The 15309-nt window shown below is 62.5% G+C and carries 15 protein-coding genes; 11 read left to right on the top strand and 4 right to left on the bottom strand.

The annotated features are described in order from the left end of the window. Positions 1-72: 72 nt before the first annotated feature. From pyrH to AC1Q6C_RS13065, 4 genes are read left to right on the top strand one after another with little or no spacing between them, the layout of a single operon-like run. Entirely contained in the window at positions 73-801 is a 729-nt protein-coding gene (pyrH, locus tag AC1Q6C_RS13050) for a UMP kinase (RefSeq protein WP_003942722.1), read from the top strand. A gap of 43 nt (positions 802-844) precedes the next feature. After that, entirely contained in the window at positions 845-1402 is a 558-nt protein-coding gene (gene frr / locus AC1Q6C_RS13055) for a ribosome recycling factor (RefSeq protein ID WP_003942777.1), read from the top strand. Between the two features lie 48 nt (positions 1403-1450). After that, positions 1451-2347 carry a phosphatidate cytidylyltransferase gene (locus AC1Q6C_RS13060; protein WP_003942673.1) on the top strand — a complete coding sequence of 299 codons (897 nt, stop codon included), beginning with the start codon at positions 1451-1453 and terminating at the stop codon, positions 2345-2347. A gap of 6 nt (positions 2348-2353) precedes the next feature. Continuing rightward, positions 2354-3082 (top strand): class I SAM-dependent methyltransferase, encoded by a 729-nt coding sequence (locus AC1Q6C_RS13065; protein WP_058038631.1) that lies wholly within the window; start codon positions 2354-2356, stop codon positions 3080-3082. A gap of 79 nt (positions 3083-3161) precedes the next feature. Here the strand turns inward: AC1Q6C_RS13065 and AC1Q6C_RS13070 are convergent, their stop codons facing one another. Beyond that, entirely contained in the window at positions 3162-4004 is an 843-nt protein-coding gene (locus tag AC1Q6C_RS13070; RefSeq protein WP_030535660.1) for an HpcH/HpaI aldolase/citrate lyase family protein, read from the bottom strand. Between the two features lie 95 nt (positions 4005-4099). Further along, complete coding sequence (locus tag AC1Q6C_RS13075) at positions 4100-4510, bottom strand: LapA family protein (protein ID WP_073512295.1); 411 nt, start codon at positions 4508-4510, stop codon at positions 4100-4102. A gap of 102 nt (positions 4511-4612) precedes the next feature. Between AC1Q6C_RS13075 and rlmN the strand changes: the two genes are divergently transcribed. Next, complete coding sequence (rlmN, locus tag AC1Q6C_RS13080) at positions 4613-5722, top strand: dual-specificity RNA methyltransferase RlmN (RefSeq protein ID WP_003942816.1); 1110 nt, start codon at positions 4613-4615, stop codon at positions 5720-5722. A gap of 78 nt (positions 5723-5800) precedes the next feature. Here the strand turns inward: rlmN and AC1Q6C_RS13085 are convergent, their stop codons facing one another. After that, positions 5801-6070, bottom strand: a complete 270-nt coding sequence (locus AC1Q6C_RS13085; RefSeq protein WP_003942762.1) for a DUF2631 domain-containing protein — start codon at positions 6068-6070, stop codon at positions 5801-5803. A gap of 120 nt (positions 6071-6190) precedes the next feature. Here AC1Q6C_RS13085 and dxr point away from each other — a divergent pair, with 120 nt between their 5' ends. From dxr to AC1Q6C_RS13110, 5 genes are all read left to right on the top strand, one after another. Further along, positions 6191-7348: a 1-deoxy-D-xylulose-5-phosphate reductoisomerase gene (dxr, locus tag AC1Q6C_RS13090; RefSeq protein ID WP_054187754.1), complete on the top strand. Its 1158-nt coding sequence runs from the start codon at positions 6191-6193 to the stop codon at positions 7346-7348. A 7-nt stretch (positions 7349-7355) separates the two neighbouring features. Beyond that, complete coding sequence (locus AC1Q6C_RS13095; RefSeq protein WP_007734886.1) at positions 7356-8573, top strand: M50 family metallopeptidase; 1218 nt, start codon at positions 7356-7358, stop codon at positions 8571-8573. A gap of 87 nt (positions 8574-8660) precedes the next feature. Beyond that, entirely contained in the window at positions 8661-9818 is a 1158-nt protein-coding gene (gene ispG / locus AC1Q6C_RS13100; RefSeq protein ID WP_007734888.1) for a flavodoxin-dependent (E)-4-hydroxy-3-methylbut-2-enyl-diphosphate synthase, read from the top strand. Between the two features lie 111 nt (positions 9819-9929). Beyond that, entirely contained in the window at positions 9930-10766 is an 837-nt protein-coding gene (locus tag AC1Q6C_RS13105) for a GNAT family N-acetyltransferase (protein ID WP_003942692.1), read from the top strand. Between the two features lie 69 nt (positions 10767-10835). Continuing rightward, complete coding sequence (locus AC1Q6C_RS13110) at positions 10836-12650, top strand: penicillin-binding transpeptidase domain-containing protein (RefSeq protein WP_042450801.1); 1815 nt, start codon at positions 10836-10838, stop codon at positions 12648-12650. A gap of 4 nt (positions 12651-12654) precedes the next feature. Here the strand turns inward: AC1Q6C_RS13110 and AC1Q6C_RS13115 are convergent, their stop codons facing one another. Beyond that, entirely contained in the window at positions 12655-13464 is an 810-nt protein-coding gene (locus AC1Q6C_RS13115; protein WP_042450799.1) for a LuxR C-terminal-related transcriptional regulator, read from the bottom strand. A gap of 178 nt (positions 13465-13642) precedes the next feature. On the opposite strand from AC1Q6C_RS13115, the gene AC1Q6C_RS13120 reads away from it, so the two are divergent. Continuing rightward, on the top strand, positions 13643-15265 hold the full coding sequence (locus tag AC1Q6C_RS13120) for an AMP-binding protein (protein ID WP_007734891.1): 1623 nt from the start codon (positions 13643-13645) through the stop codon (positions 15263-15265). Positions 15266-15309: the final 44 nt, after the last annotated feature.

Below are 15309 nucleotides of genomic sequence, written 5' to 3' on the forward strand. Positions count from 1 at the left end.
CCGCGGTGTCCGATTCGGCGGCAGAAGAAGAATGAAGGACCTACAAGGTCTTGTATCGAACTGAGGAGAACAATGTCCGAACCAGCCAACGAACGTCCAGGATTCAAGCGGGTCCTGCTCAAACTCGGCGGCGAAATGTTCGGAGGCGGCAAAGTCGGTCTCGATCCCGACGTGGTCACCAAGGTGGCTGAGCAGATCGCAGAGGTCGTTCGATCGGGCGTACAGGTTGCAGTGGTCATCGGCGGCGGAAACTTCTTCCGCGGGGCGGAACTGCAGCAGCGTGGCCTCGATCGCGCGCGCTCCGACTACATGGGCATGCTAGGCACCGTCATGAACTGCCTCGCTCTGCAGGATTTCCTGGAGAAGGCGGGCGTCGATTCTCGCGTGCAGACGGCCATCACCATGGGCCAGGTCGCCGAGCCGTACCTCCCCCTTCGCGCACGCAGGCACCTCGAGAAGGGGCGCGTAGTCATCTTCGGTGCCGGGATGGGTATGCCCTACTTCTCCACCGACACCACTGCTGCGCAGCGCGCGCTGGAGATCGGTGCCGAGGTAGTGCTGATGGCCAAGGCTGTCGACGGCGTCTACTCGGCCGACCCGCGTCTCGACCCGGACGCGACGATGTACGAACAGATCACGCACCGTGAGGTCATCGAACGTGAGCTCAAGGTCGCGGACGCGACGGCATTCAGCCTGTGCATGGACAACTCGATGCCGATGATGGTGTTCAACCTCCTCACCGAAGGAAACATCGCTCGCGCGGTGTCCGGTGAGAAGATCGGCACCCTGATCAAGTCGTGAGTGACACCCAAAAAATGATGCAGAACAACATGGAGGAACAGCCGTGATCGATGAAGCGCTCTTCGAGGCAGAAGAGAAGATGGAAAAGGCTGTCACGGTAGCCAAGGACGATCTCGGCTCGGTTCGCACCGGACGCGCGAACCCCGGTATGTTCTCGCGCATCGTGATCGACTACTACGGTTCGATCACGCCGATCACGCAGCTCGCGAGCATCAACGTCCCCGAGGCCCGCATGGTCATCGTCAAGCCGTACGAGGCTTCGCAGCTCAACGCGATCGAGACGGCGATCCGCAACTCGGATCTCGGTGTGAACCCGTCCAACGACGGCAGCATCATCCGCATTTCGGTTCCGCAGCTCACGGAAGAGCGTCGACGTGAACTGGTGAAGCAGGCCAAGTCCAAGGGCGAGGATTCGAAGGTCACGCTGCGCAACATCCGCCGCAAGGCGATGGACGAACTCGGCCGGATCCAGAAGGACGGTGAAGCCGGCGAGGACGAGGTCGGTCGCGCAGAGAAAGAACTCGACAAGACCACGGCGAAGTACGTGCACACGGTCGAGGAACTCGTCAAGCACAAGGAAGCAGAGTTGATGGAGGTATAGCCTCCTCATTTGCAGTGTTTGTCGTCGGGAGTAGATCAGGGAGTTTGGGTGCACGCACAAGAGGGAACCGCCGGTGGTCCCGTCACGGACGGGCCTACGGGCGGCGCTGAGGGCGCGCAACCGCCGAAGTCGAAGGCGGGCAGGAACCTACCTGCCGCCATCGGCGTCGGAGCTGGCCTCGGCGCCTTGGTCATCGGCACTTTGATCTTCCTGCCCCCCGGATGGATCGCCGTCGTTGCGATCGCGATGTTCATCGCGACGTGGGAGGTCACCACGCGGCTTCGTGAAGCCGACATCGAGGTGCCGCGAATTCCGCTTCTCGTCGGCGGGCAAGCCACGATCTGGCTCGGCTGGCCGTGGGGACCGGTCGGGGTGCTCAGCGGATTCACCGCGACCGTCCTGGTATGCATGGTGTGGCGGTTGTTCGACCACGGCCTCAAGGCGACCCCGAAGAACTTCCTGAGAGACACCTCCATCACGGTGTTCGTTCTGGCGTGGATCCCGCTGTTGGCGTCATTCGGTGCGTTGATGGTGCTCGAAGACGACGGCCCCGGTCGCGTCTTCGTCCTGATGATCGGTGTCGTGTGCTCCGACATCGGCGGCTACGCGGCTGGAGTGCTGTTCGGGAAGCATCCGATGGTGCCCGCTGTGAGCCCGAAGAAGTCCTGGGAGGGATTCGTCGGCTCCCTCATTTTCTGCGTCATCGGCAGTTTGCTTTCGGTGACGTTGATACTCGACGCGAATTCGATGATCGGCGTCCTGCTCGGTGTCGTCCTGGTGGTAGTCGCGACGGTCGGCGACCTGATCGAATCGCAGATCAAGCGTGAACTCGGCATCAAGGACATGGGAACCTTGCTTCCCGGCCACGGCGGAATCATGGACCGCCTGGATTCACTCCTGCCGTCGGCATTTGTCACCTGGCTGATTCTGTACGCACTCGTCTGATTTCTCGTGCGTGATTTCTTCTCCGGCCGATCCAAGCCCATTCCCAGTCCGAACATCTGGCATTGGCCGGACGTGTACGAAATCGAGAACCGCGCGCAGGACGTCGACGGTTCCCTCTGGGCGGCGATGCGAGCCCGGGTCGACTGGACTGGACGCGATGTCGTCGATGTCGGCTGTGGGGCGGGGTTCCATCTACCGGAGTTCGCTCGTACTGCCCGTCGTGTTGTCGGAGTGGAGCCGCACGCACCGCTGGTGAAGGCCGCGCGGGAACGAACCCGCGATTCGGCGTCGATCGACGTAGTCCAGGGTTCAGCAGAGTCCACGGGTCTGGTGGATGCTTCAGTCGATCTCGTCCATGCCCGTACGGCGTACTTCTTCGGAAAAGGCTGCGGCCCGGGAATTCGTGAAGCAATGCGCATCCTGAGGCCCGGGGGAGCCCTGCTGATCGTGGATCTCGATGTGAGCGCCGGCCCGTACGGGGAGTGGATGAGGGCGGATCTGCCCAAATACGATCCCGCGGCGGTCGAAGCGTTCTTCGAGGCTCAAGGATTCTCGCTCACGCGCGTCGAGACCCGGTGGGAGTTCGAGAATCGAGACGATATGCGGCGGGTACTCGGAATCGAGTTCACCGAGAAGACTGCCGAGCGTGCGTTCTCGCAAGTAACGGGATTGGGCTTCACGGTGCGATACCGGATCCATGTTCGGTCCAAACCACGATCACTCGAACTTGCGTGAAGGCGGGCTCAAAAGACGAACGTCAGGCGCTCCGACTTGAGCGCCTGACGTTTTCTGCACCGATTCAGTAGTAAAAAAATCAGTGATCGGTGGGGATGTGGAACAGGGTGGCGAGCTTGTGAATCTTCTTCGCCTTGGCGAGCTTGGGCAAGTCGCTGCCGTCGCGCACGCGTGAGCCATCTTCGCCGAGATCGTCGATGACATTCTGAGCCCAGATCGCGTCGGCCACGGAGGGACTCAGTCCCGCGTTGACGGGGGCAGTCTGCGCGGTGGTCATGCAGAGTTTGCCGGCCATGCCGAGTGACAAGGTGATCGCACAGTCTCGGGCGAGCAGATCCAGATCGGGGCCGAGCGTGGGACCGTCGATCGGCGGAGCGATGCGTGCCGCGCGGCTGGCGATGGTGAGCCGCGAACGCGGGTACGACATCGACGTGGGGGAGTCGTCCATCCCAGTGTCGCGCCGGAAGTCGCCGCTGCCGAATGCGAGACGGAAGATGCCGTCAGTGCGTGCGATCTCGGGCGCAGCCTCGAGTCCCACCGCGGATTCGACGAGAGCAAGAATCTTGGTGCCGTCGGGAAGTCGCTCGGCCGTGGCGTCGGCCTGCTGACCGCTTTCGGTCTTTGCGAGCATGACACCCTCGAGTCCGGGGAGGCCCGCGAGTACGGCCAGATCCTCTTCCCAGAACGGTGTCGTGGCGTCGTTGATCCGAACCCAGGCGTGATTGTGTTCGCTCAGGAATGCGGCGACATCGCGGCGGGCAGCTGGTTTGTTGGGTGCGGTGACGGCATCCTCGAGGTCGAGAATGACGGCGTCGGCCGCACTCGCGAGTGCGGCGTCGAAGGTGTCCGGTTTGGACGCGGGGACGAGGAGCCAGGATCTTGCCTGCTGCGGGGCAATTCGCGAGGTCACAGGTCTCTCCATGTGAGTAGTCACATCAGGGCCTTTCCGGTGATTTCCACGACATCAATGATGCCTGCTGGCCCATCGATCGACCCAATTGCGTAACTAGATTTCAGTCACATCTGCCGCTTCGCTGCGCGCCGGATCTGAATGATGCGAACGCCACCTGCCAACGCCATGATCAACGCGCCCGCGATGGCGGAAAGCAGGATCGTGATTCCGAGCGGAAAGTCGATCTGCCAGGCGAGGATCTTGACGGAGACGCTCTCGAGGTTCTGCAGGATGAACACCAGCAGTAAGATCAGCACAATTGCGCCTATGACCAGGCCAACCCAGGTCGTCGCAGCCCTGGTTCGGTCGGTGACCGACGTTCCGGTCGGCACCGGTTCAGGCGTCGGTGTCGGTTCCGGATCGTGTTTTTCCACTGCCTTGTTCTCGTCCACCTTCGGAAGTTCCGGATCGGGGCCGAAACCGTCGGCTGGGCCGTACACGGGGGAATTCGACGGATCCTCTGGTGTGGTTGACATGACATGATCATCACTCAACCTGCGCGAAGTTGCACGGGTAATCCGGCCACAATCGGGTGGCAGTGGTGTAGCACCCCAAAACAATGGGACAATGGTGTAACTATGGCTGCCTCTCTTCCCCTCGTTTTCACTGCACCCAAGCGCGGAATGCCTCCACGGCACCTCGCCGATCTCGATTCCGCCGAGCGCAAAGAAGCGGTGAAGGAGCTCGGCCTTCCGGCTTTCCGGGCCGATCAGCTGGCGCGTCAGTACTACGCGCGGCTGGAAGCCGATCCGGAGAAGATGACCGATCTCCCCGCATCGGTGCGCGAGAAGGTTGGGGAGTCGCTGTTCCCGACCTTGTTGACCCCGATCAAGCACCTCGCGTGCGATTCGGGCGACACTCGCAAGACCCTGTGGAAGGCACATGACGGAACGCTGCTCGAAAGCGTCTTGATGCGCTATCCCGACCGGGCAACACTTTGCATCTCGAGTCAGGCAGGCTGCGGAATGGCCTGCCCGTTCTGTGCGACGGGTCAGGGCGGCCTCGACCGCAACCTCTCGACCGCCGAGATCGTCGATCAGGTTCGCGAGGCAGCGGCTGCCATGCGCGACGGTGAAGTTGCCGGCGGCCCCGGACGCCTCTCGAACGTCGTGTTCATGGGTATGGGCGAGCCTTTGGCGAACTACAAGCGCGTGGTGGCAGCGGTACGACGGATCACCTCGCCTGCACCCGACGGCCTCGGCCTGTCTCAGCGGTCCGTCACGGTCTCGACCGTCGGCCTAGCTCCCGCTATCCGCAAGCTCGCTGACGAAGGCCTGAGCGTCACGCTGGCGGTATCGCTGCACACACCGGACGACGAACTGCGCGACACTCTTGTCCCGGTCAACAATCGCTGGTCAGTGTCGGAGGTACTTCAGGCTGCCCGGTACTACGCAGACAAGACCGGTCGCCGTGTGTCCATCGAGTACGCGATGATCAAGAACGTCAACGATCAGCCGTGGCGCGCGGACATGCTGGGCAAGAAGCTGAAGAAAGCACTCGGCGGGTTGGTGCACGTCAACCTGATTCCGCTCAACCCCACTCCGGGCAGCGAGTGGGACGCGAGCCCCAAGGACGTCGAGCGTGAGTTCGTGCGTCGGGTCATCGCCCAGGGCGTCTCGTGCACGGTGCGCGATACGCGCGGTCAGGAAATCGCCGCAGCCTGTGGCCAGCTGGCAGCCGAGAACTGAAGCGTTCCAGGCCTGAAACACGTAAAGAGAAGGCCTCCACGAACTTTCGTTGGTGGAGGCCTTCTCTTTGTCAGGTTTCTAGCGCGGGCGGCGACGGATGACGATGTCGCGGACCAGAATGAAGATCATCAATCCGGCGGTGCCGATGAGCCACAGATCCTCGACCTTGCCGTGATGGTTTCCGATCATCATCAGAAGCAGGAATATTGCGAAGAACCATCCGAGGAAACGGAAAAACTTGAGTCCTTCACCACTCCACCCCCATGCGGCAGAGGGAACCTCGGCCTCATCGACGTGCGAGACCACGACGGGGGCGCTGGACTTGACGTCCAACTGGGTATCGGCCACGGTCGATCCTCCTGCTCATTCGGTTGCACTACTGCCCAATATGGTGACATACGACTGCCTGTCGTACGTAGTTGGGCGTCGATAAGGTTGTTCTCAGGTGTTATCAGGAACAATGGGCGAGTGCAGGAAACCACACGTACCCGCGTCCTCCTCCTCGGCAGTACCGGTTCGATCGGTACCCAAGCGCTGGAGGTCATCGCTGCCAACCCCGACCGTTTCGAAGTAGTCGGTCTTGCAGCGGGCGGCAACAACGTCGAGTTGTTGGCCGAACAGATTCGTGCAACCGGCGTCACGGACGTCGCCGTCGCCGATCCTGCAGCGGCATCGGCGCTGGAATCGGTAACCGCCCGTTCGGGACCGAGCGCCGTGACGGAACTGGTTCGGGACAGCGGTGCCGATGTTGTCCTCAATGCGCTCGTCGGTTCTTTGGGACTCGAACCGACACTGGCGGCTTTGAACTCGGGAGCGCGCCTGGCGCTGGCGAACAAGGAATCGCTTGTCGCCGGCGGAGCGCTGGTGACGAAAGCCGCCGCCCCGGGTCAGATCGTGCCGGTCGACTCGGAGCATTCGGCGCTTGCCCAGTGCCTACGTGGTGGAACAGGCGACGAGGTGGCCCGGTTGGTTCTCACCGCTTCGGGTGGGCCGTTCCGTGGCTGGAGCGCCGAGGATCTCGAAAGTGTGAATCCGGCTCAGGCAAAAGCGCACCCCACCTGGTCGATGGGCCCCATGAACACCCTCAACTCGGCAACTCTGGTCAACAAGGGCCTCGAGTTGATCGAGACGAACCTGCTGTTCGGGATCGACTACGACCGCATCGACGTCACCGTGCATCCGCAGTCGATCGTGCATTCCATGGTGACCTTCTTCGACGGATCGACGCTGGCACAGGCGAGTCCACCGGACATGAAGCTCCCGATTGCTCTCGCTCTCGGCTGGCCGGACCGCATCGAAGGTGCGGCGTCGGCATGCGACTTCACCACCGCCTCCACCTGGGAATTCGAGCCGCTCGATTCGTCGGTGTTCCCCGCCGTCGATCTGGCGCGAAGCGCAGGCAAATCCGGAGGTTGCTTCACCGCGATCTACAACGCGGCCAACGAAGTGGCGGCTCAGGCATTCCTCGACGGTGTCATTTCCTTCCCGGCGATCGTCCGCACGGTGGCTGCTGTTCTCGACGATGCAGGTCAATGGTCCGCAGAACCGGTTACCGTGGACGACGTTCTGGCCGCAGACGGCTGGGCACGCACACGAGCGCGTCAGCTCGTGAAGCAGGAGGGCTAGAGCTTTCATGGTTTTTGCACTGGGCGTAGTGCTGTTTGCCCTCGGCATCGGCGTGTCCATCGCCCTGCACGAAGCCGGTCACATGTGGACGGCCAAGGCTTTGGGAATGAAGGTTCGCCGCTACTACATCGGCTTCGGACCGAAGATCTTCTCGTTCCGTCGAGGTGAGACCGAGTACGGCCTCAAGGCGCTGCCGCTGGGCGGATTCTGCGACATCGCGGGCATGACGGCCCTCGACGAGATGACGCCTGAAGAAGAGCCGCACGCGATGTACAAGAAGGCGGCGTGGAAGCGCGTCGTCGTCATGTCCGGCGGTATCGCGATGAACTTCATTCTCGGGTTCCTCCTGATCTACGCATTGCTCCTCGGTTGGGGTCGAACCAGTACGGAGCCGGCACCGCCTGTTGTCAAGGGCGTGACGTGTGTTGCTCCGACGCAGCTCGGACAGGATCAGGGGTGGAAACTCGCGGATTGCACCGGTACCGGCCCGGCGGAGGCAGCCGGAATTGCTGCCGGCGATCGGATCGTCGCGGTGGACGGTCAACCGACGGACACTTTCGCCAAGGTTTCCGCGGCGATCCGCGACAAGTCCGGGACAGTCACGCTCACAGTCGAGCGCGGCGACGAGACTGTTCAAGTTCCGGTCGACGTATCGCCGGTTGAGCGTTACGTAGCCAAAGACGGCAGCACAACGCCGGAACTGGCAAAGGTAGGCGCTGTCGGAATTGAGGGTGTCAGCAATCTGATCGAGTACAACGCGCTCACTGCTGTTCCGGCGGCCTTCGACTTCACCGGCCAGATCATGGTCGACTCGGTAAAGGCGTTGGCTGACATTCCGTCGAAGGTGGGGGCTCTGTGGGAGTCGATCACGGGCGGCGAACGCGCCCAGGACACACCGATCAGCGTGGTTGGTGCCAGCGTTATCGGCGGTGAAGCGGCGGACCGTGCACAGTGGGCGACGTTCGTCGGACTGCTCGCATCGATCAACTTCTTCCTCGGTGTTTTCAACATCCTGCCGCTGTTGCCGCTCGACGGCGGTCACATCGCGGTGGTCTTCTACGAGAAGATCCGTGATTGGTTCCGCGCCCGCCGAGGCTTGATTCCCGGCGGCCCGGTCGACTACACGCGACTCCTTCCGATTACTTACGTATTCATCGTGATCGGTGGCGCGTTCATGTTGCTGACACTCACGGCTGACATCGTTAATCCGATCAAGATCTTCTGACCGTGTGAGAAGGGTGACGGTTGCCGCGCGGTAGTGCGGCGATCGCCCGGCTAAACTTGCAGTGAAGCTATGAAAGAAGGCACAGACGTGACCATCCCTATCGGACTGGGAATGCCCTCGGCACCCGCAGCGATCCTTGCTCCTCGACGCAAGACACGGCAGCTGCAGGTCGGCACGGTAGGTGTGGGCAGCGATTTCCCCATCTCGGTGCAGTCCATGTGCACCACGAAGACGCACGACGTCAATGCAACGCTCCAGCAGATCGCGGAACTGACCGCGTCCGGTTGCGACATCGTCCGTGTCGCCTGCCCGCGTCAGGAAGACGCGGACGCGTTGTCGATCATTGCGAAGAAGAGCCAGATCCCGGTTATCGCCGACATCCACTTCCAGCCGCGCTACATCTTCGCGGCAATCGATGCGGGATGCGCTGCGGTGCGCGTCAATCCGGGCAACATCAAGGAATTCGACGGCCGTGTCAAAGAGGTAGCCAAGGCTGCCGGTGATGCAGGCATTCCGATTCGTATCGGTGTCAACGCGGGATCGCTTGATCCTCGGTTGATGGAGAAGTACGGCAAGGCGACGCCCGAAGCGTTGGTCGAGTCCGCGCTGTGGGAGGCCGGGTTGTTCGAAGAGCACGGCTTCGGTGACATCAAGATCTCCGTCAAGCACAACGATCCGGTGATCATGGTCGAGGCTTACCGCCAACTCGCCGCCAAATGCGATTATCCGTTGCACCTCGGCGTCACGGAGGCAGGGCCGGCGTTTCAGGGCACGATCAAGTCCGCGGTCGCCTTCGGTGCGCTGCTCGCGGAGGGTATCGGCGACACCATCCGGGTTTCGCTCTCGGCCCCGCCGGCCGAGGAAATCAAGGTCGGTAACCAGATTCTGCAGTCTCTGAACCTGCGTCCCCGCAAGCTCGAGATCGTCTCTTGCCCCTCGTGCGGCCGTGCACAGGTCGATGTCTACACACTCGCCGACGAGGTCTCCGCCGGCCTCGAAGGCATGGAGATCCCGCTGCGCGTGGCAGTCATGGGTTGCGTCGTGAACGGACCGGGTGAAGCGCGTGAGGCCGACCTCGGTGTGGCGTCCGGCAACGGCAAGGGCCAGATATTCGTCAAGGGCAAGGTCATCAAGACGGTGCCCGAGGCGCAGATCGTCGAGACGTTGATCGAAGAGGCGATGAAAATTGCCGAAAGCATGGAGGGTGACGCTTCGGAGGGTGCGCCGGTCGTCACCGTGAGTTGAGTGATTGCCGGATGAATCTTCCCCGTCGGTGTCAGGTTCGTGGCAATCTGAGTGCATCATGATCGGGTAGTGATATTCGTGGACGCGCAGTCGAGTCGAGGGGGTTGACGGATGCTCAAACTCCTCGGAGCCAAGCAGGTCGGAAGTCGAGATCTCGAAGACGTCCGACGGGTACTCGACGCCGATCCGGTGGCGGCCTGCATGATTGCCGCGCGCGTCGAAGAATGCGGCGTCGACCCACGAATGATTCACGGCGAGCTGTGGAGTCGAGGTGGGCCGTTGTCCTCACTGTGCTTTGCCGGGGCGAATCTGGTTCCGCTTCGAGGCGATCCGGATGACATTCGGGCATTCGCCGACCGTGCCTGTCGGATTCCGCGCATGTGCTCGTCGGTGGTCGGCCGCGCCGAATTGGCGTTGCCGCTGTGGGAGATGCTCGAGCTCGACTGGGGAACTGCGCGGGAGGTGCGCCCCGAACAGCCGTTGCTCGCGGTTTCCGAGCCGTTGGCGTGTCCGTCGGATCCGCTGGTCCGGCAGGTTCGCTCGGACGAACTCGAGATCTATCTGCCTGCCGCGATCGCGATGTTCATCGAAGAGGTCGGAGTCGACCCGCGTGCCAACGACGGTGGGCGCGGATACCGGCACCGTGTCGCTAGCCTGATCGCCGCTGGTCGAGCGTGGGCGCACATCGAGGACGGCCAGGTCGTTTTCAAGGCGGAGGTCGGTTCGATGTCTGCTCGCTGTGGCCAGATCCAGGGTGTGTGGGTCAACCCGGAATTTCGTGGGCAGGGCTTCGGCGTGACCGGTACAGCGGCTGTAGCGGAGTCGATCATGGCGACCGGTCGCATTGCGAGCCTGTACGTCAACAGCTTCAATACGATTGCGCGGTCGACCTATTCGCGGGTGGGGTTCCGACAGGTCGCGACCTTCTCGACGGTGCTGCTCGACTGACCGTACAAGCTGCGTGCAATGGTCGCGCCTACGCTGGGTGGAGCATTTGTCGCCCTACTATGGGGCTCGATGAACACTCGGCATTTCTCTCGTAGTCGCTCGGCCCAACTGTTGGCCTCCTGCACCGTGATTTTCTTGGCGGTGGGGATCAGTTCGTGTACTCCGAAACCCGCCGGCCCCGAGCCCGTCGCGCAGCAGTTCCTGAGTGCGTTCGGTGACAGGGATATCGACGAGGCAGCAAAACTGACGGACCGGCCTGACTCCGCGGGTCCTGTATTGAGTGACACCTGGGATGCGCTCCAGGCCGAGTCGATGACTGCCGAGACCACGTCGGTGAAGATGAACGGTGACACTGCGACGGTCGGCTACACCTACGAGTGGCACCTTCCGAAGGACCGCGTGTGGACGTACGACGGCGAGCTGCAGATGGGACGCAAGGACGGCGACTGGTCCGTGCGGTGGAGTTCGACGGACGTTCATCCGCGTCTCGGTGACAAGCAGACGATGTCGTTGCGGGCAACCGCGGCGCCGCGAGCGCGGGTCAACGAGCATTCGGGGACCGACGTCCTGGTGCCGGGAATCGTCTACCGAGTGAAGTTCGATCGCTCCAAGAGCAACGACATCATCGGTTCCGCAAACAATCTCGCAAGTGTTCTCGGTCGCTTCGATTCTTCGCTGACGGGTCAATCGATCGCCGAATCTTCGACGGCCGTCAAGGGCGACTATCTGGTGACCCGCCTGCGCAGTGACGACTACGACCAGGTATCGGCGCAACTGGGAGCCATTTCGGGAGTATCTGTCTCGGACGAATCGGATCTCGTCTCGACGGACCCGGAGTTCGCGCCCGACCTTCTCGGGCAGATCAAGAAGACGATCATCGACGAGGTCGACGGCAAAGCCGGCTGGAGTGTCGTCACGGTCAACCAGAACGGCGTCGACACCGATGTGCTGACCGAGACTGCGCCGCAACCTGTTCCGTCGTTCAGTATCAGTTTGGATCGCAACATTCAGATCGCTGCTCAGCGTGCCGTGAACGTGAACAAGGATCAGGCGATGATGGTGGTCATCGAACCGTCGAGTGGGGCGATCCTGGCTGTCGCACAGAACAAGGCAGCAGACCGCGACGGACCGGTCGCGACGATGGGTCAGTACCCGCCCGGTTCGACGTTCAAGATCATCACGGCAGGCGCCGCAATTTCGACCGGTCAGGCGACCCCCGACACGATGGTGCCATGCCCGGGCCGGATCGAGATCGGTGAGCGCAGCGTCCCCAACTACAACGAGTTCTCACTCGGCACGGTGCCGATGGCAACGGCCTTCGCGCGTTCGTGCAACACGTCCTTCGCCAAGCTGGCCAGCGAGATGCAACCAGACACGTTGACCACTGCCGCAGCGCAGTTCGGCATCGGCCAGGACTACAACGTGGTGGGATTGCCCATCGATTCCGGTTCGGTGCCGCCGGCGTCGGACCTGGTGCAGCGGACCGAAGACGGGTTCGGTCAGGGAAAGGTCGTGGTCAGTCCGTTCGGAATGGCGATGGCAGCGGCGACGGTCGCGAACGGTTCGACTCCGGTGCCGCAACTGATTTCAGGGCGCGAAACCACCATCGACGGTGAGCGCCCGGCGATCTCGCCCGCCATGGTCGACGGCCTGCGCGGCATGATGCGACTCGTGGTCACCAGCGGTACTGCAGAACGCGTCGAAGATCAGGGTGAGGTGTACGGCAAGACCGGTGAAGCCGAGGTCGAAGGGGGATCGCACGCGTGGTTCGTCGGCTATCGCGGGAACCTGGCATTCGCGACTCTGGTTGTGCGGGGCGGAAGTTCGGACAACGCCGTCGCAGTCACCCGCGACATGCTCACCGCCCTGCCTGAAGGCTACTGACCCGTCAGGGGAGCAGTCCCAACCTCCGGGCGGTCACCACGGCTTCGTGGCGTGAGCTCGCGTCCAGCTTTCCCATCGCGCTTCGCAGATAGCTCTTGACTGTTTCCGGGCGAAGGGAAAGCCGTTGGCCGGCTTCGATGTTGGTGCAGCCGAGTGCGACCTGAGAGAGAACGTCCACTTCACGCGGGGTGAGCGTGACGTCGGATTCGGCGTCGGCGGTAGGACGCAGCAGGTTGGCCAAACGCTGGGAGAGTCCGCGGAGTTTGGTCTGCAAGTCGGTGTCGGTGACGGTCTGGGCGACACTGCGTAGTTCGGCGTGGACTCCGCGGATCTCTTCCGAAGACATACCGTCGGCGGTAGTCGCGGCGGCGGCCTGCAGTAGTTGCAGGCGACGATCGACTTCGTCGCGGATGGCGAACTCCATCCCGAGACGCCGGGATGCGCCGACCATGACGTCTGCTGTTCGGTCACCCAAGGGAGCGGAATCGCGGATCGCGGCGTAGAGCACAGCGCGCGATTTTCCCGAAACCATGACCGGAACGGCGATGATCGAATGCAGGCCCTCGCTGAGAACAGGACGGTCGAAGTGATGAGTGATGGACTGCGAATTGCCGTAATCGTTGACGGTGATCGGTGAACCCTGGGCTACGACGCGTCCGCCCATGCCCGAGCGCGGCGGGATGGCCAAGCCCTTGAGGTTGTTGGTGCGGGTGCCGACGAATTCGCTCAGGTGCAGGGTTCCGTCCTGGACCTCGCCTCCGAACAGCACGGGAACAACGCCCTGAGCTGCGATTGTTCGGAGTTCACCTCGCATTGCGTCCCCGTCGCGGGGGCGCAGAAGTGACGAAGCATGTCGGTTCACGCAGGTACCCCTTTCTGGGGGTAGTGAAGTTCTCTTGTGAGCTAGATCATAGGGGGTGAACAGTACGTATGACGAGCCGCCAACGTAACCGGTCGGGCCAACCATACGACGATCGATAAGGAGCAAGTTGATGAGCACCGATCCCACCGCACGGGTGCGCGAGCTGCTGGACCAGTACGACACCCCGCATGCCAGCGCCGCAGAATTGCTCTGCGATCGGCATCCCGCGGATGGCGTTGCATTCACCGTCGTCGAGGCAGACCTTAGCTCGGTGGACCTCACTTACGGTCATCTACGTGAGCAGTCGGCGCGTTTCGCGGCAGCTCTGGCCGACCTCGGAGTCGAGCCGGGTGACAACGTCGCGACCTTGATGGGTAAGTCTGCGGACCTGGTGGTCGCGCTCCTCGGAATCTGGCGCCTAGGAGCAGTCCACGTGCCCTTGTTCACGGCGTTCGCTTCGCCGGCCATCGCTTTCCGCTTGACCGCCAGCGGCGCGAAGGTGGTCATTTCCGACGCCAATCAGCTCGAGAAGCTCGCGCCGGGAGAGGACATCCCCGCCGACGCAGCGTGGCAGGTCATCGTCGCGGGCGGCGCGGCCGGTGACGAGTTGGACTTCGACGCACTTGTCGCAGCTCAGGATGCCGAAGACCCGAAGGGCGCTGCTCAGGCAGTCGGCGGTAACGCACCGATGGTGCAGTTGTTCACCAGTGGCACCACGGGAACACCCAAGGGCGTGCCGGTTCCGGTGCGCGCGCTCGCCTCGTTCCACGCATACCAGGAGTTCGGCCTCGACGTCCGAGAGGACGACGTGTTCTGGAACGCCGCAGATCCGGGCTGGGCGTACGGGCTGTACTACGCGTTGCTCGGCCCGCTTGCCGCCGGCACGCGAAGCCTTCTGCTGCACGCCGGATTCTCCGCGCCGCTGACGTGGCAGATCATCGAGAAGTTCGGTGTCACCAATTTTGCCGCCGCTCCGACCGTCTACCGCAGTCTGCGTGCCGACAAGGCTCCCGTTCCGGAAGGCATCTCGCTGCGCCGCGCTTCCTCGGCCGGTGAGCCCTTGACTCCGGATGTTGTTGCGTGGTCGAAGAACTCGTTGGGCGTCGAGGTCCGTGATCACTACGGCCAGACCGAGCACGGCATGTTCATCGTCAACGCCTGGGCCGACGGACTTCGCGACGATGTCCGTCCCGGATCCATGGGCCGTCCGTTGCCGGGTTGGTCTGCCGCTGTGCTGGAAGACAATTCGGATGACATTGCACCGGCCCGCACTCAGGGCCGCGTGGCGATCGATACTCACAACAGCCCGTTGATGTGGTTCACCGGGTACGTCGATGCGCCGGAGAAGACGAAGCAGCGATTCAGCGAAGACGGCCGCTGGTACATCACCGGTGATGCGGGAATGACGGACGAGGACGGATTCTTCTTCTTCTCCTCGCGCGACGACGACGTCATCATCATGGCGGGCTACCGCATCGGTCCCTTCGACGTCGAGAGCGTGCTGGTCATGCACGAGCACGTCATCGAGGCCGCCGTGGTGGGCATGCCCGACGAGTTGCGCGGTGAGGTCCTCGAAGCGTTCGTCGTACTTCGCGAAGGCGTCGACGGCGACGACGAACTCGAGAAGGAACTGCAAACCCTGGTGAAGAAGAAGTTTGCAGCGCACGCATACCCGCGCACAGTGCACTTTGTTCCGAACCTGCCCAAGACCCCGAGTGGCAAGGTTCAGCGGTACATCTTGAGGAAGGGATAAACCCTGCTGTGGGCCTTTCTTCCCCCCCCGCGGTTGATAAAAGC

This window comes from Rhodococcus sp. MT28 (assembly GCF_058792695.1).